The sequence below is a fragment of the Chryseobacterium lineare genome (assembly GCF_977014045.1).
The window spans coordinates 3,047,563-3,062,837 of record NZ_CDRNIQ010000001.1 but is presented as its reverse complement, the minus strand read 5'-3'; the positions used below and the strand labels follow the sequence as shown (position 1 = coordinate 3,062,837).

General features: G+C 36.6%; 15 protein-coding genes. 7 read left to right on the top strand and 8 right to left on the bottom strand.

Features of this window, described 5'->3' with window-relative positions; all coding sequences use genetic code 11:
* The first annotated feature begins 118 nt into the window (after positions 1-118).
* Positions 119-1,936 (top strand): transcription termination factor Rho, encoded by a 1,818-nt coding sequence (gene rho, locus ACWNCI_RS13610; RefSeq protein WP_449388712.1) that lies wholly within the window; start codon positions 119-121, stop codon positions 1,934-1,936.
* Between the two features lie 215 nt (positions 1,937-2,151).
* Positions 2,152-2,748, top strand: coding sequence for a superoxide dismutase (locus tag ACWNCI_RS13605; RefSeq protein WP_346983817.1), 597 nt, complete (start codon positions 2,152-2,154; stop codon positions 2,746-2,748).
* 50 nt (positions 2,749-2,798) lie between these two features.
* Here the strand turns inward: ACWNCI_RS13605 and ACWNCI_RS13600 are convergent, their stop codons facing one another.
* Complete coding sequence (locus ACWNCI_RS13600) at positions 2,799-3,221, bottom strand: DUF6146 family protein (protein WP_449388711.1); 423 nt, start codon at positions 3,219-3,221, stop codon at positions 2,799-2,801.
* A gap of 41 nt (positions 3,222-3,262) precedes the next feature.
* Complete coding sequence (locus ACWNCI_RS13595) at positions 3,263-4,453, bottom strand: endonuclease/exonuclease/phosphatase family protein (RefSeq protein WP_449388710.1); 1,191 nt, start codon at positions 4,451-4,453, stop codon at positions 3,263-3,265.
* 238 nt (positions 4,454-4,691) lie between these two features.
* On the opposite strand from ACWNCI_RS13595, the gene ACWNCI_RS13590 reads away from it, so the two are divergent.
* Together ACWNCI_RS13590 and ACWNCI_RS13585 are read left to right on the top strand one after the other, a co-directional pair.
* Entirely contained in the window at positions 4,692-7,535 is a 2,844-nt protein-coding gene (locus ACWNCI_RS13590; protein WP_449388709.1) for a carboxypeptidase regulatory-like domain-containing protein, read from the top strand.
* 22 nt (positions 7,536-7,557) lie between these two features.
* The gene (locus ACWNCI_RS13585) at positions 7,558-8,976 is read left to right on the top strand and encodes a DUF5689 domain-containing protein (protein ID WP_449388708.1); all 1,419 of its coding nucleotides are present in this window, start codon (positions 7,558-7,560) and stop codon (positions 8,974-8,976) included.
* Between the two features lie 107 nt (positions 8,977-9,083).
* Here ACWNCI_RS13585 and ACWNCI_RS13580 read toward each other — a convergent pair whose 3' ends face one another.
* The 5 genes from ACWNCI_RS13580 to ACWNCI_RS13560 all read right to left on the bottom strand — a co-directional run bounded on the left by ACWNCI_RS13580 (position 9,084) and on the right by ACWNCI_RS13560 (position 12,669).
* Positions 9,084-9,554 carry a DUF6702 family protein gene (locus ACWNCI_RS13580; RefSeq protein ID WP_449388707.1) on the bottom strand — a complete coding sequence of 157 codons (471 nt, stop codon included), beginning with the start codon at positions 9,552-9,554 and terminating at the stop codon, positions 9,084-9,086.
* Positions 9,555-9,612: 58 nt separating this feature from the next.
* Positions 9,613-10,365: an LOG family protein gene (locus ACWNCI_RS13575; protein WP_346983822.1), complete on the bottom strand. Its 753-nt coding sequence runs from the start codon at positions 10,363-10,365 to the stop codon at positions 9,613-9,615.
* Between the two features lie 6 nt (positions 10,366-10,371).
* Complete coding sequence (locus ACWNCI_RS13570) at positions 10,372-11,085, bottom strand: nucleotidyltransferase family protein (protein ID WP_449388706.1); 714 nt, start codon at positions 11,083-11,085, stop codon at positions 10,372-10,374.
* Between the two features lie 101 nt (positions 11,086-11,186).
* Positions 11,187-11,606, bottom strand: coding sequence for a RapZ C-terminal domain-containing protein (locus ACWNCI_RS13565; protein WP_449388705.1), 420 nt, complete (start codon positions 11,604-11,606; stop codon positions 11,187-11,189).
* 43 nt (positions 11,607-11,649) lie between these two features.
* Positions 11,650-12,669 (bottom strand): aminoglycoside phosphotransferase family protein, encoded by a 1,020-nt coding sequence (locus tag ACWNCI_RS13560; RefSeq protein ID WP_449388704.1) that lies wholly within the window; start codon positions 12,667-12,669, stop codon positions 11,650-11,652.
* A 48-nt stretch (positions 12,670-12,717) separates the two neighbouring features.
* On the opposite strand from ACWNCI_RS13560, the gene xrtF reads away from it, so the two are divergent.
* The 3 genes from xrtF to ACWNCI_RS13545 all read left to right on the top strand — a co-directional run bounded on the left by xrtF (position 12,718) and on the right by ACWNCI_RS13545 (position 14,240).
* Positions 12,718-13,239 carry an exosortase family protein XrtF gene (xrtF, locus tag ACWNCI_RS13555; RefSeq protein WP_449388703.1) on the top strand — a complete coding sequence of 174 codons (522 nt, stop codon included), beginning with the start codon at positions 12,718-12,720 and terminating at the stop codon, positions 13,237-13,239.
* Complete coding sequence (locus ACWNCI_RS13550; RefSeq protein ID WP_449388702.1) at positions 13,236-13,673, top strand: exosortase F system-associated membrane protein; 438 nt, start codon at positions 13,236-13,238, stop codon at positions 13,671-13,673. Before xrtF ends, ACWNCI_RS13550 begins: the two co-directional genes overlap by 4 nt.
* A gap of 204 nt (positions 13,674-13,877) precedes the next feature.
* Positions 13,878-14,240: a helix-turn-helix transcriptional regulator gene (locus ACWNCI_RS13545; RefSeq protein WP_346983828.1), complete on the top strand. Its 363-nt coding sequence runs from the start codon at positions 13,878-13,880 to the stop codon at positions 14,238-14,240.
* A 12-nt stretch (positions 14,241-14,252) separates the two neighbouring features.
* Here the strand turns inward: ACWNCI_RS13545 and ACWNCI_RS13540 are convergent, their stop codons facing one another.
* Positions 14,253-15,251: a cation diffusion facilitator family transporter gene (locus tag ACWNCI_RS13540; protein ID WP_449388701.1), complete on the bottom strand. Its 999-nt coding sequence runs from the start codon at positions 15,249-15,251 to the stop codon at positions 14,253-14,255.
* Between the last annotated feature and the right edge of the window lie 24 nt (positions 15,252-15,275).

The window sequence follows — 15,275 nt, the reverse complement described above, 5'->3', positions numbered from 1 at the left end:
ATAAATTTTGCACAATTCAAAAATAAGTGTAGATTTGCATTATACAAATGTACTTGAAAACAAAAGTCACCCGACTTACTTTTCTTACTCACAATTAATTACATTTTTTACATTAAATATGTTTAACATTGAAACGTTAAGGTCAAAATCCGTAACGGAGCTGACTAAAATCTTAAAGGATTTGGGCGTTAAAGTTGCAAGAAACAGCACTGAAAATGACAAAATCTTTGCAATTCTTGACTTTCAGGCTTCGAATCCCAAAGTAGCGAAAGAATATTTCAACGCCACAGAAAGCAGTATAGATACCGGAGAGGAAACCGCAGAAAAAACGGTAAAGGCACCTGCAAGAAAAGCTGCTCCAAAGAAAACAGCAGCCAAACCGAAAACGGAAGTAAAAGCTCCGACAGAACAAAAACCAAAGGCTGAAGAAAAAATAGAAACAGAAGAGAAACCTTCTGAAGAACCAAAGCAGGAAGAAGTAAAACCTGAGCAGGCAACCACTACAGAAGAAACTTCATCAGCTGCGGCGAAGAAAAAAAGAAAAAGGGTAACTCCGGCGAATACGGCTCCTACAGAGATTCTGCAAGAAAAGCAGGAAGCCCCTAAAAACACAGAAACTCAGGAATCTGCTCCAGCAGAAGAAAGGCCAAATATCCCTCAGAATCAGGCCAGACCTCAAAGAGGACAACACAGCAATCCGCAAAACAACGGAAATCAAAATAAAAATCAGCATCAGAATCAAAACCAAAATCAGAATAAGCAGCAACAGCAGCATTCTGAGAAAAATGATGACCATCAGGATCAGAAAAAAGAATTTTCTTTCGATGGAATGGTTAGTATTGAAGGAGTTTTAGAGATTTTACCTGATAATTATGGCTTTCTCCGTTCATCGGATTTCAGCTATATTTCTTCACCTGATGATGTATATGTTTCTACCGCTCAGATCAGAAATTTCAGTTTAAAAACCGGAGATACTGTAAAAGGTATCGTACGATTACCTAAAGAAGGAGAAAAATATTTTTCCTTATTAAGACCTACTGAGGTTAACGGACGTGACCTGGCGTTCATTAAAGACCGTGTTGCATTCGAATATCTTACACCGCTTTTCCCTGAGGAAAAATTCAATCTGGCAGGAAAAGGATCTACGATTTCCACAAGGGTTGTTGATCTGTTCGCGCCAATCGGGAAAGGACAGAGAGCAATGATTGTTGCCCAGCCAAAAACAGGTAAAACCATGTTGCTGAAAGACATCGCCAATTCTATCGCTGCCAATCATCCTGAAGTCTATATGATGGTGCTTTTGATCGACGAACGTCCTGAAGAAGTTACGGATATGGAAAGAAGCGTAAATGCTGAAGTAATCGCATCTACCTTTGATGAAGCGGCAGAGAAACACGTGAAAGTGGCCAATCTTGTTTTGGCAAAAGCCCAGAGAATGGTAGAATGCGGACATGATGTCGTGATTTTACTGGATTCTATTACAAGACTCGCAAGAGCATACAATACGGTAACACCGGCGTCAGGAAAAGTACTTTCCGGAGGGGTGGATGCCAATGCGCTTCACAAACCGAAAAGATTCTTCGGGGCTGCAAGAAAAATTGAAGGAGGTGGTTCTTTAACGATTATTGCAACAGCACTTATTGATACAGGTTCTAAAATGGACGAAGTGATTTTCGAAGAATTTAAAGGAACCGGGAATATGGAACTTCAGCTTGACAGAAAAATTGCCAACAGAAGAATTTATCCGGCTATTGATCTCGTGGCTTCAAGCACGCGTAGAGATGATTTGCTTCTTGATGAGGTTACTTCACAAAGGATGTGGATTTTAAGGAAATATCTTTCTGAAATGAATCCTATTGAAGCCATGGAATTTGTTGATAAAAATATCAAAGGAACCATCAATAATGAAGAATTCCTTATGTCAATGAATAAATAAATTGATTTAATTTGTTAAATAGAAAGCACGGATCGTTCGGTTCGTGCTTTTGCTTTTTTTACTAAAATGAATAATTGTCAAACTTCTTGTTTCAAAATTTAATTCATTCTAAATCAATATATCAATGTTAAAGATTTATTAAAGTAATACCTGATTTTTGAATATCGTTTTATTTATGGTTAAATTTGGGTTAATAACAATTAAAAAATAAAAATATGTCATTTGAATTACCAAAACTAGGATATGCATACGACGCATTAGAGCCGACTATTGATGCAAAAACAATGGAAATCCACCATACAAAACATCACCAGGCTTATATCGATAATTTGAACAATGCTATTAAAGGAACCGATCTTGAAGGAAAAAGCATTGAAGAAATATGCCAGACCGGAACCGATAAGCCTGCGGTAAGAAATAATGGTGGTGGACATTTCAACCATACTCTGTTCTGGGAAATCCTTACACCTGGCGGAAGCAAAGAGCCTGTAGGAAATGTAAAAGCTGCTATTGAAACGTATGGAGGTTTTGAGAAATTTAAAACTGATTTCTCTGATGCTGCCAAAACAAGATTTGGGTCAGGATGGGCTTGGCTGGTAAAAAATGCTGATGGTTCTGTTGCTGTTACTTCTACTCCGAATCAGGATAACCCATTAATGCCTGTTGCAGATGTAAAAGGAACTCCTGTTTTAGGACTTGATGTTTGGGAGCATGCTTATTATTTAAATTATCAGAACAGAAGACCTGACTATGTTGCTGCATTTTTCGATGTGGTAAACTGGGATAAAGTTGAGGAATTATTCAACAAATAATTATAAGCTATTTATAAAAAGGAAAGGTTCAGCGAAACGCTGAACCTTTTTTAATATCTCGTGGTATCACTTCCCGAAAGCCCATTCATTCTCAAGCCGTATTTCCAGTTTACATAAGCAAAAACCTGATATAGTTTATACTCAAATTTTAATCCGTATTTTTCTTTAGGGTCATAATCGATGGACGATTCTATAACGTTTCTGTATCTTCCTGAAGAATAATACGAATTCCATTCAGAAACCAATAAGGTATTCCTGCTCTTTAAATAAGATTCGGAATACTGGCTGATCGGTTTTGCAACAGCGTTCAGAAAATAATCGAATTGCGTGTCGATCACTGTAAGGTCCCATTCGCCATCTTCGTTTTTTGAAGGCTTCATTTCTGATTTTTCTTTGTCATTTTTAGAATCAGTCTGCGCCAGACAGTTGAATGGTAAAAGTGCTACAAGTAAAAGGAATACTATATTTTTCATAAGATAAATTTACGTAAAAACACTCAAAATCAACATTTTAATTAAGGTTCTTTCTGAAGAATCACGAATGCCGGAAAGTGGTCGCTGTATCCTCCTGTAAACTGGTCGCCATTCCATGATCTGAAAGGATAGCCTTTGTAATTTCCTTCTTTATTAACAAGATATGGCGGTGCAAAAATTTCTGTCTTATACACGGAATACTCTTTTGTCACCTGATCTGATAGTAAGTTTTTAGAAACAATGATCTGGTCAAATAAATTCGGGGCATCCTGATAAGCCAGCGAAGCAACTCCTTTTTTGTACAAAGGATACATCAAATTAAGGTAAGGTGTAGTTTCGCTTAAATCTTTCGGAGAAGGCTGTGCCTTTAAGTAATTTTTCAAGCTTGAACTGACCGGATCATCATTAAAATCACCCATTGCAAAAAGTTTTGTCGTAGGATCTGTTGCTCTTATACTGTCCATTTGTTGTTTTAATAATGCTGCTGCTGCGTTTCTTTTAGCAAGTGAGACCTCTTCTCCACCTCTTCTTGATGGCCAGTGATTCATGAAAAACGCCACTTTTTCATCATCAAGAAAACCTGTAACTACCAAAATATCTCTTGTGTACTCTCTTTTTCCCGAGTCGCCAAAAATTTTCAGTTCTTTTTTTAATGAATTCACAGGAGTAAATCTTTTCTTCTGATAAATCAGGGCAACATCAATTCCCCTGTAATCATAAGAATTGTAATGAATAATTCCATAATCATATTTCCTTAAAGCAGGCTCTTTGATAAGATCTTCAATCACCTGCCTGTTTTCAACCTCAATCAGTCCGACGATGGCAGGAGCTGTTTTTGTATATTGAGCACCCATTTCTGAGATCACTTTTGCCTCGTTGGCGAGTTTTGTTTTGTAAATTTTGGAGTTGTAATTTTTTGAACTTTTCGGGGTGAAATCTTCTGAGCCGTTTTGGTATTTTACAACTTTTTTACCGATCAGAGCATTGTCACTCCAAACACCATCATATTTTTCTGATTCTAAAAATTGAATGGAATCAAAAGGAATACTTCGATGGAATGCCGGGTCTGTAGGGTCTTTCGTTCCGTCTATATAATCTGCTGAACGAATTGTGTCCCAAAGATTTTCAACATTTAAAAAGCCTACTGTGGCGACTTTTCTTAGTTTTCCCTGTTGCTGTGAAAAGGTCATTATTGAAATAAGAATAGTAACTAAAATTGAAAATTTCTTCATTATCATTGTGTTATTTTTAATGTTATTTACAAACTTTATTATTTTATAAATTAATATTTAGATATATTTAATTTTAAGGGGTCTTATTTGTGTTTTATTTTGAATTACATCTAAATGTTTGCAATATTATAAAAAATTAATATCAAAATAGTGTGAATTGTAAAATTTTATTAAATTTGTCGCCCAAAGCTTTCAGACTTCTGAAACTAAACACGAAAAGTGATTAAAAATAAATACTATGATGAAAAAATTATCGTTGGTCTCTTTATTTACTTTACTTCCGGCTTCATACTATTTTGCGCAGACCACTGTTTCTGCGTATCTTAAAGATGTGGATGGAAAGCCCATCGAAAGGGCAGAAGTAGAGATCAAAGGAAGAGATAACGAGGTAACAGCAGACAAAATTGGATATTTCCAGTTTGTGGATGTGATGCCTGGACATTACCAGATTGTTATTACCAAACCGAATTACGAAACAAAAGTAATGGAGTTTGAAGTCGAAGACAATGAAAAGAAAAAAGATTTAGGAATTATTACACTCTTTCCTGAACCAACAGCCGCAGATCAGGGGTTGGTGATTATTGATAACAGCAGTAGCGATGATGAAGAAGGCAGCGGCCAGACTTCTACAGTTGGTTTATTGCAGTCGTCTCAGGATGTTTTTAGTAAAATTGCAAGCTTTGATCTGGGATTTTACGGGTTCCGTCCAAGAGGGGTCGATGGCAGAGCTTCGGAAAATATACTCAACGGTATTTCTATGGTGAAATCTGATAATGGGAATGTTGATTTTTCAAACTGGGGTGGTCTTAATGAAATTGTAAGATACCCGGAAATTTCTGCCAATCATTCTCCTTCTGAATATGTTTTTGGCGGTGTCAACGGAACTATTTATAAAAATACCAAATCGAGTGAATACAGAAAAGGTTTTCAGGTCAGTTATTCTGCTACCAACAGAAATTACCGGCAGAGACTCACTTTAAGATACACCTCCGGAATGAATAAAAACGGATGGGCTTTTACCATAATGGGGGCAAAAAGATGGGCAGAAGAAGGCATTCAGGAAGGAACATTTTATGATGGTTATGGCACCTATCTGGGAATTGAGAAAAAGATAAATGACAATCATACAATCACTTTCAATGCCTTTGCTTCGCCCTACAGAAGATCTGTCTCGAGTCCCAACACTCAGGAAGTTTATGATTACAGAGGAATTCATTACAATTCGTATTGGGGATGGCAGAATGGCGAAAAAAGAAATGAAAGGATAAGAAAAGGTTTTCAGCCAATATTTCAGTTGCAGGACTTCTGGAAAATTAATGGAAAATCTAATCTGTGGAGTTCCGTTTCGTATCAGTCCGGAAAAGATAAAGGATCGAGATTAGACTGGCAGAGCGCACAGAATCCTTCTCCTACTTATAATAAAAAATTACCGAGCTATTACTTAAATAGTATTACGTACAGCCAGCTTCATAATAATACACCGGCAGACCAGTACGAAATGTTGCAGCAGGGATATCTTGCCGCTCATGAAAACTGGGAGAATAATAATCAGGATGTCACCCAAATCAACTGGAATGCATTGTACACGGCAAACCGCAACAGTGCAGACAAAAGCGCAAGGTATTTTCTGGTGAATGATGTAAGCGATGATAAAATTTTGAATGCAGCAACACATTATACGTATAATATAAATGATACATCAAGATTCTTTTTAAATATTTCTTATCAGAATTTTAAATCGGAAAATTACAGAGAAATCAATGATTTATTGGGTGCAGATTATGCTTTAAATATAGACCCTTATGCCGATTCCAATAAACGAGGCTCTTCAGGATTATATAATGTAAATGATCCGGAAACGCATAAACATGTTGGAGATAAATTAAACTACGATTATATTGTAAGAAGGCAGGAAATCAAAATAAATCCCGGACTTAAATTCTCCAAAGGACCTTTTGATATTTTTGTAAGTGGGCTGATCGCCTATTCAACATCCAACAGAGAAGGATTATTTCGAAATTATCTTTATCAAAACAATTCTTTCGGAAAAAGTAACGATTTTAATTATTTGAATGGAGGAATAAAAGGACAGCTCATTTACAGGCTGAACGGACGGAGTTTCTTTGTTTGTAATGGGGCTTATTTCTCCCAGGCCCCTTTTCTGGACGATATTTTCATCAATCCGAGAGCCAATAATTATTCCGTTCCGAATATTAAAAATGCTGTAATCAGTGCTAATGACATCAGCTATGTTATTTCAACACCTTTTATAAAACTCAGAGCAACCGGCTATATCGTTGATGTGAAAAATGATACAAATGTTCAGCGTTTTTTTGCAGACGGATTGCAGATCAGTGTTTCAGATGGTACAAGTATTCAGGATAAAACGGCCAGTGCGTTTGTTACTCAGACAATGTCTAAAGTTGACAAAAGAAATATGGGTGTCGAGCTGGGAATTGATGTGAAAGTTTTGCCTGCACTTTCGCTGCAGGGTGCGGCGAGCTGGGGAGATTTCAGATATACAAATAATCCTGAGGTCTATATTTCATCAGATGTTATGGCTGCTCCTTACAGTGATCTGGGTACTGCATATATCAAAAATTTCAAAGTAGGAGGTACCGCACAGAAAGCTTTCTGTGCCGGATTTAGTTATAATTCTCCCAAATATTGGCGGTTCGGAGCCAGCTGGAATTACCTTGACGATAATAACCTTGATCCTTCTGCGATTCTCAGAACCGATGAATTTATTCAGAACAATAACAGCAATACTCCATTTGTAAATCTTGATGATTCTAAAGTTGAGCATTACATAAAACAGGTTCAGCTTCCTTCGGCATTCTTCTTCAACGCGAACGTAGGAAAATCCTGGCTGTTCGGGAAGTATTATGTATTGGTTTCAGGATCTGTAAATAATATTCTTGATAATAAAAGATACATAACGGGTGGTTTTGAGCAAATAAGGAGCGCAAATGGGGATGTGGATTTTGAAAACGATTTTAGCAGCAAGTATCCCAACTTTGCTCCAAAATACTGGTATCAGCAAGGGCGTTCTTATTTTATAAGCTTACAGGTCAGATTTTAAAATTTAAATAGAATATAAAAAAATGAATATAAAAAATTTCTTAAAAATTAGTTTGGGGATTACATTGTTAATAGCCCAGGTTTCATGTATCCACGATGAGAAATGGGATGCACCGGAAATTGTATGTAACAATAAGTTCGATGCTCCTACCATGACGATGGCAGATGTTGTGGCATTGGCTCCTGCTACATCATCAAGTGTTTATACCGGGCAGATGTATAAAATTCCCGCTCAGGATGCACTTCATCCGGCAGTCATTTTCGATGGATATGTTGTCTCCTCTGATGCTAACGGAAATTTCTATAAAACCATTACGTTTCAGGATAAACCGGAAAATCCAACTGTTGGATTAACCGTGGGAATCAATAAATCTCTTAGCTACACTGACTTTCCAATCGGAGCTCATATAAGAATAAAGGCAAATGGAATGCTTATCGGGAAATCTTCAGGAGTGATTACATTAGGCGTTGAAGATCCCGACTATCCAATCGGAAGAATTCCTGAATCTATTATCGGAAGATATATTTCCGGTGTTTGCAACGGATCTGGCCTGGAGATCGTCAATATTGTACCCAGAGAAATTAACATTACTGATATTAATAACAGTAGCAGTAGTTGGATCAGCACTTTAGTTAAAATTAAAAATGTTCAGTTTACGAAAACTGATATTGGTAAACCTATCGTAGGCGTTGATATTTCAGGTAATACGATTGATACCAACCGAACTCTTGTAGATGCAAATGGAAATACAGCAATTATCCGTACTGATGCATTTTTTAAACCTTCTGCCTATCAGATTCCAAATGCAAACGGTGATATTACGTTTGTGATGAGCCGGTATAATGCTGCCTATCAGGGAGTAATTAGGGGAATCAATGATATTGATTTTAAAAATCCGCGGTTTGCCGAAGGTATTATTGGAGGCACTAATATTACTTATTCAGGCTCTTTATCAGAAAATTTTGAAAGTTACGCCGCAGATAATGCATTATTCCCCAAGTATCTGAATTATGCATTTACCGGAAACAGATATTGGCAGGTAAAATCTTTCAGCAATAACAAATATATTCAAATGTCGGCCAATGGAGGAACTGCTAATACAACATATACGAACTATTTCCTTGTTCCGGTAGATTTTACGACGGCCAATACTTTATCTTTCAAAGTTAATGTCGGGTATTATAACGGTGAAGTGCTTAAAGTATATACAACAACGAATTACACTCAGGGAACAGAAATTACAACAGCCACCCTGAACGAAATCACCTCAAACTTCACGATTCCTTCACTTCCTACCAGCGGTTATGGAACCTTTGCATCATCAGGTACATACAATCTTCCCAATTCGCTTACGGGTAATGGTTTTATCGTATTTAAATATGAAGGAAACAGTTCAGGAATTACCACAACCATACAACTGGATGACATTGTTATACAATAAGCCACTTAAATCTGCAAAAGCTGTCGGTAACGACAGCTTTTTTTAATTGATATCAATATAAAATAAAACCACCGCAATTGCGATGGCTCATATAATTTTATTTTACTCTAAAAAGAAACCTCATTCACTTCTTTTCCCCGTTGAAAATTCATCGTTTTCTGCTTGCCTTTATAAGCAATATTCACGAGATTGATTTGTTTGGGAAAAGCACTCAGAAGAATGGTGTTTTTAATTCTTAAGGTACTGATATCTGAGACACCTCCTGTCTCAAAATATACCCATACTGTTTCTCCGCTTACCTGGCTTCCGGTGAATGTAAGTGTTTTTGGAGAGCCATTGACATACACATCAAAATTATTATTTACATATTTTTTTACTTCTGCTTCAAATCCTGCTGTATTAGGATTTATTTTAATAGCATCCGAAATATGGTTTGTATTCATTTTAGTGGTAAACTTCAATGTTTTACTTCCGTCAATATAATCCACCTTTGTCATTGAAGAGAAAAAGTCTACATACATGAAACTCATTAACACAAAAAGTGTTAACATTCCTGATATATAAAAATATTTTTTCATCTTAAATAATCGATTTACAATCATGATTGTTTATTAAGGGTGACAAATAATATGCCAATTAAAAATTCACATTTACAGAATATTTATCATAAAATGCTTTAATATGTGCTACTGCTTCATCAGCTGTATCTACCACACGGTAAAGATCGAGATCTTCTTCGTGAATCATTTTTTCTTTGATTAAAGTTTCCTTAAACCAATCCAGTAATCCGCTCCAGAAATCGGAGCCCACCAGAACAATTGGGAATCTTCCTATTTTGTTGGTCTGGATCAGTGTGAGTGCCTCCGTAAATTCGTCCAACGTACCAAAACCTCCCGGCATTACAATAAAACCCTGAGAGTACTTCACAAACATCACTTTTCTTACAAAGAAATAATCAAAGTTCATGGAGTAAGATTTGTTGATAAAAGGATTGAAATGCTGTTCAAAAGGCAGATCAATATTTAATCCTATTGATTTTCCCTGAGCATTGAAAGCACCTTTATTTCCGGCTTCCATAATTCCCGGACCTCCTCCGGTAATAATCCCGAATCCTAATTTCGTGATTTTTTCCGCGATTTCCACTGCCATTTTATAATACTTGCTCTGAGGCTTCAGTCTAGCAGACCCGAAAATTGAAACGCAAGGGCCGATTTTGGCAAGTTTTTCATAGCCGTCTACAAATTCAGCCATCACCTTAAACACCATCCAGCTGTCTTTGGTAATGGTTTCATCCCACGTTTTCTGTCGCAGACTGTTCTGTAGTTTTGTTTCGTTGATATTAAGTTCAGGATTCACCAAACTTTCGTCTCTGCTTCCTTCAATTTCCATTGCAATTTATTTAAAATATTTTTCGGCTTCTTTTATAGATTCCGGCCTTCCTACATCTATCAGGATACTGTCGTGTACATATCCGTGTATTTTCTCAGTGTGCATCAGATCAAGATATTCTTCCATTACGGAAAACTTTCCTGTTCTTTTTATTTTTTCAAAAATGAGAGGATTTATGCAGTGAACACCACTGAAAGCTAAGGCTCTGAATCCTTTATTAAATTCTGCAAGTCTCTGTTCACCGGTCTGTACATTCAGCCAGCCCCTTAATACCAATTCATCATTGAAAAGCAGTTTTCTGGAACTTTCCCGATCCGAAACAGCTAATGTAGCGAAATCTTTTATCTTTTTGTGGTATTTTACAAAATCTGTGATATTGATATCGGTAAGAATATCAGCGTTCATGATCAGAAAATCTTCCCCATGATCGAGGAATTTTCTAGCAAAAATCAAGCCGCCACCCGTTTCCAGAAGCTCATCGGATTCGTCTGATATTTCTATTTTACATCCAAAATTATCATTTAGCTTTAAAAAATCAACTATTTGATTTCCAAAATGATAAATATTAATGACAAAATCGTTTATCCCGAAATTTTTTAAATATCTGATGTTTCTTTCCAAAAGCGGAACATCATTTACTTTTGCTAATGCTTTGGGGTGATGATCAGTAAATGGTTTCAGCCGGGTTCCTTTTCCCGCAGCAAAAATAAGAGCTTTCATTTTTTATGAGTAATTGGTAATGAATAATGAGTAATCAATGATGATGTAAAATTATAAGTAATAGATAATAATTTAACGAAGTTAAAAATATCACTCATTACCTATTGCTTATTATTCATGTTAAGCTGGTGTTGCTCATCATGATGAAGGCTGATCTCCACTTTATCACCATATTTCTCCTCAATGAAATGAGCGATTTTTATTGCAGAATATACCGATCTGTGCTGTCCGCCCGTACATCCGAAATTAATCTGAAGATTTTCAAAACCTCTTTCCAGGTAATTGTCGATATTAATAGAGATCAGGCTTTTGATGAGCTCTAAAAATTTAGGCATATCGGTTTTTGTTTCCAGGTATTCCTGAACACCGATGTCGTTTCCGGTCTGAATTTTATATTCTTCCACTCTTCCGGGATTCAGGATTCCGCGGCAGTCGAATGTAAATCCGCCTCCGTTTCCTGTTGTGTCCTTAGGAATTCCTCCCTTCTTGTATGAAAAACTGTGTATGTCGATGTGTAGCATTTTATTTATATTTTATTAAACCATTAACTTCTTAAACAAAATCTTAATGGTTCAAAATCTTCTCAATTTTAAATTTTGTACTATCAAGATTCAATTGTCCAATTACCTTCTTCAATTCCGGATAGTCTTTCATATTAGGCCAAGTTTCAGCGAATTCTGTGATGTTTTTGATTCCCTGCTCCAGGCTTGCCATAAAATGCGGCTTTCTCTGAATTAGGCCCCTGAAACCATAAGCTCCCAAAACCTGCAGGAATCTCATCATCTGAAGCGGCTTTACCGATTGTTTTAGTTGAAGTTTTATTTCGTCATTTTCAAACAGTTGAATGTAATATTCCAGCATTTCATGTTTAAAATCTTCCGGGAAATTGGCTTTAGCCTGAAAAAGAAAAGAAATTACGTCATACATCAAAGGGCCTTTCATCGCAGACTGGTAATCAATGAATGAAACCGAACCCTTTTTATCAACCATAATATTCCTTGACTGAAAATCCCGTATCATCAAACCTTTGGGCTGAAGATTTTCAATGAGTGTGGCGATCTTTTTAAACTCTTTCAGTAGGGAAGATTTATGATATTCCAGCTCCAGAATATCTGCCACGAAATTTTTAAAATAATAAAGATCATGAATCACCGGAAGCTCATCATAAGCTTCATATTCAAAAGTATTTTCAAAATCAATCTTGTTTTGGGTAAGAACCTGAAGCTGATAAAGCTTTTCTAACGTCTGCTTTACTAAAGTTTTTACATTTCCCGACAGCCCCTCTGCAGCAATAAAATCAGAAAGTGTATGCTCTCCCAGGAACTCCTGAATGTACATTCTCCGGTCTTCTGAAACGGCAAAGATCTTTGGTGTGCTGAGCTTTAGCTCTGAAAATACCTGTGAATAATATAAAAAACTTTCGTTTTCCCGGATATTTTCGTTGTAAGTGACGATATATTTTTCATCTCCGGCGATGGCCAGAAAATTCACCCTCGCAGAACCGCTTTGAGCTAAAGTGATAAACTCAGAAGATTTTTTTCCTGTATTGTTTTCAAAAAATCGTTTAGCGTTTTCAGAATTCATAGATGAAACAAATATAGTAAATTACGGTCTAATTTCTATCTTTGTAATATGTTAAAGGATTTTAAACCGGTTTTGAGTATTTTGCTGCGCTTCATTATTGTATATGTCGTGCTGCTTTTATCATATCAATTTTATTTAAATAGTTTTGCGCAGCTAGGGTTAGATCCGTTTTCCCGTTGTATTGCGGAAAAGGTAAAGGATCTTCAGAATTTTATGGGATATCCTACAAGTCTTTATAATGATATAAAAGGACAACAGGTATATTTCAAGGTAAAAAATAGTTACGCTACCAGAATGGTTGAGGGGTGTAATGCGATATCCGTGATGATCCTCTTTGCTTCTTTTGTTTTTGCTTTTTATAAAGGTAAAAAAACATTCATTTTTGTATTTTCGGGTCTATTTTTATTATATGTGATGAATGTTTTTAGAATTGTTGGGCTCAATATCGTGATGACTGATTACGAGCAATACGGCAAAATGGCTCATGATTTTATCTTTCCGGCCGTTATTTACGGAACGGTTGTAGTACTTTGGTTAATATGGATTAAATTCTTTGCTTTAAAAAAATGAAAATTCTCAACTGGTTGCTCGTCATTGCAGGTATTTCAGGTCTTATCGGTGTAAGAGTTCTGGAAGACCATATTTTCTATGATCCCTTTCTCCCTTACTTTCATGAAGCCGACAGGAATATGGCTTTTCCCGAATTCGAGTGGGGAAAATTGATTGTAAATTATCTTTTCAGGTTTATTGTAAATCTTTTCTTTTCCTGTGTGGTGATTCATTTTTGGTTTAAAAATAAAAAATGGACGGCTCAGGGTTCTGTTTTAATGCTGATCATTTTCGGCATCACCTTTCCGATTTACGTTTACTGTATCTACACTCAGTTTGAGGTCGGATATCTCTTCTCTTTCTATATGAGAAGGTTTGTGATACAGCCACTGATTCTTTTGCTTATTATCCCGATGTTTTATTACCGTCGATATACGTCTGAGAATGATATTTAGACGTTTAAGACCCATTCCTATACGTTTAAGATATACAATTATTTGTGTTAGACGTATTTGGTTTATTACAAAACGTAGACGGATGTATTTAAGACGTGTGTTTATATATGTTACACGTCAACGGATATATCTAAGACGTATAGCGAAGGATCTGCAACGCCAATCGACCTGTTTATAACCCCAACCATTTAAAAAAATAATATTATGATGAATAGAACATATCTTCGGAAAAGCAGTCATCCGCATCCTCATATAGGACAATTGGTAAAGAAGGTGATGCGGGATAAAAAGCTCAGCCAGGCTGAAGTGGCAAGACGGATGACGATCAGTCCTTCTTCTCTCGCCAATTATTTCAAACAGCCTTCGCTGCAGTTCGGGATTCTCTGGAATCTGGGAATTGCTATGGAGTATGATTTTCTCACCGAGATTACCGATTATTATCCACAAGATTTGCACCTCAATCCTGAATCTAAGATTATCAAAGAGCTGGATGAAAAAAACAAGCTGATTGCTGACCTTCAAAAAGAAATAGGCATTTATAAAAGAGCCTTGGGAATTAAAGAATAAAATTGCTATACTTTATTCTGCGGTGTGTTTATCCACGCAGGTTACATTCTCGGGTGTCCAGGTTATTCTTTTTACAAAATCATTTTCCCGTACGGGGCAGTCGGCGATCTGGCAGATAGAGCAGGAGATTGGTCTGCAGTCGTCCATATGAAAATTAAACTCTATGGTTCTATCAATGTTGTTAACAAGAAGAATGATCATCTTTTCCATTTCATTATGGGCATCACGGAGACTGTAATACCATGGAAGTGTAATATGAGCATCGATGTGGAGATGAGCCCCAAACTGCTGTATCTTCATGTTGTGAACATCGATCCATTCTGTGCGGCGGTTTTCTTCCAACACTCTGATGATCTGGTTTAAAAGTTCGGGGTCCTGCTCATCCATAATTCCGCTTAAAGATTTTCGGACGATTTTGTATCCCACCACAATAATATATCCCCCGAAGCCTAATGCAACGAAAGAATCCAGCCAGTAAATTTTAGTAAAATACACCACAATCAAACTGACAACAACACCGAGTGTTGTAAAAGTATCGGATTGAAGATGTTTCCCCGATGATATCAATACTAAAGAATTTTCTGCTTTACCTTTTTTAATGGAGATATACCCTAAAAGATAATTGATAATGGCGGTTGCGGCAATAATCCAGATCCCGAGATCGAGTTTGTTTAAAACTTTCCCGATGATCAGGCTATGGACTCCTTCGTACATGATCATGAGTCCGGCAATGGCAATTAAGGCGCCTTCGATTCCGGAGGTTACGAATTCCACTTTTCCATGTCCGTACGGATGATCTTCGTCTCTGGGTTTGGCCGCAAGATATAGCGAATACAATCCCATAAATGCGCTGATGACATTGACGATACTTTCCATAGCATCGGAAAATACAGCATCCGAATTTGTGAGTTTCCAGGCAACGATTTTTCCGATAAAGAGAATAATTCCAAATGCTGCAATAAGCTTTTGAAAGGCTAATTTATCTGTATTATTATTTTTCTGAACGTTCATAGGTTTGATAAAAAAAAGAATCTC

What these genes read in the sequence shown, in the direction of transcription:
- ACWNCI_RS13590 (WP_449388709.1), top strand. Translation starts at nt 4,692, where the DNA reads ATGATGAAAAAATTATCGTTGGTCTCTTTATTTACTTTACTTCCGGCT.
- ACWNCI_RS13560 (WP_449388704.1), bottom strand. Translation starts at nt 12,669, where the DNA reads ATGAATTCTGAAAACGCTAAACGATTTTTTGAAAACAATACAGGAAAA.
- xrtF (WP_449388703.1), top strand. Translation starts at nt 12,718, where the DNA reads ATGTTAAAGGATTTTAAACCGGTTTTGAGTATTTTGCTGCGCTTCATT.
- ACWNCI_RS13575 (WP_346983822.1), bottom strand. Translation starts at nt 10,365, where the DNA reads ATGGAAATTGAAGGAAGCAGAGACGAAAGTTTGGTGAATCCTGAACTT.
- ACWNCI_RS13585 (WP_449388708.1), top strand. Translation starts at nt 7,558, where the DNA reads ATGAATATAAAAAATTTCTTAAAAATTAGTTTGGGGATTACATTGTTA.
- ACWNCI_RS13570 (WP_449388706.1), bottom strand. Translation starts at nt 11,085, where the DNA reads ATGAAAGCTCTTATTTTTGCTGCGGGAAAAGGAACCCGGCTGAAACCA.
- ACWNCI_RS13600 (WP_449388711.1), bottom strand. Translation starts at nt 3,221, where the DNA reads ATGAAAAATATAGTATTCCTTTTACTTGTAGCACTTTTACCATTCAAC.
- rho (WP_449388712.1), top strand. Translation starts at nt 119, where the DNA reads ATGTTTAACATTGAAACGTTAAGGTCAAAATCCGTAACGGAGCTGACT.
- ACWNCI_RS13540 (WP_449388701.1), bottom strand. Translation starts at nt 15,251, where the DNA reads ATGAACGTTCAGAAAAATAATAATACAGATAAATTAGCCTTTCAAAAG.
- ACWNCI_RS13565 (WP_449388705.1), bottom strand. Translation starts at nt 11,606, where the DNA reads ATGCTACACATCGACATACACAGTTTTTCATACAAGAAGGGAGGAATT.
- ACWNCI_RS13580 (WP_449388707.1), bottom strand. Translation starts at nt 9,554, where the DNA reads ATGAAAAAATATTTTTATATATCAGGAATGTTAACACTTTTTGTGTTA.
- ACWNCI_RS13595 (WP_449388710.1), bottom strand. Translation starts at nt 4,453, where the DNA reads ATGAAGAAATTTTCAATTTTAGTTACTATTCTTATTTCAATAATGACC.
- ACWNCI_RS13605 (WP_346983817.1), top strand. Translation starts at nt 2,152, where the DNA reads ATGTCATTTGAATTACCAAAACTAGGATATGCATACGACGCATTAGAG.
- ACWNCI_RS13550 (WP_449388702.1), top strand. Translation starts at nt 13,236, where the DNA reads ATGAAAATTCTCAACTGGTTGCTCGTCATTGCAGGTATTTCAGGTCTT.
- ACWNCI_RS13545 (WP_346983828.1), top strand. Translation starts at nt 13,878, where the DNA reads ATGATGAATAGAACATATCTTCGGAAAAGCAGTCATCCGCATCCTCAT.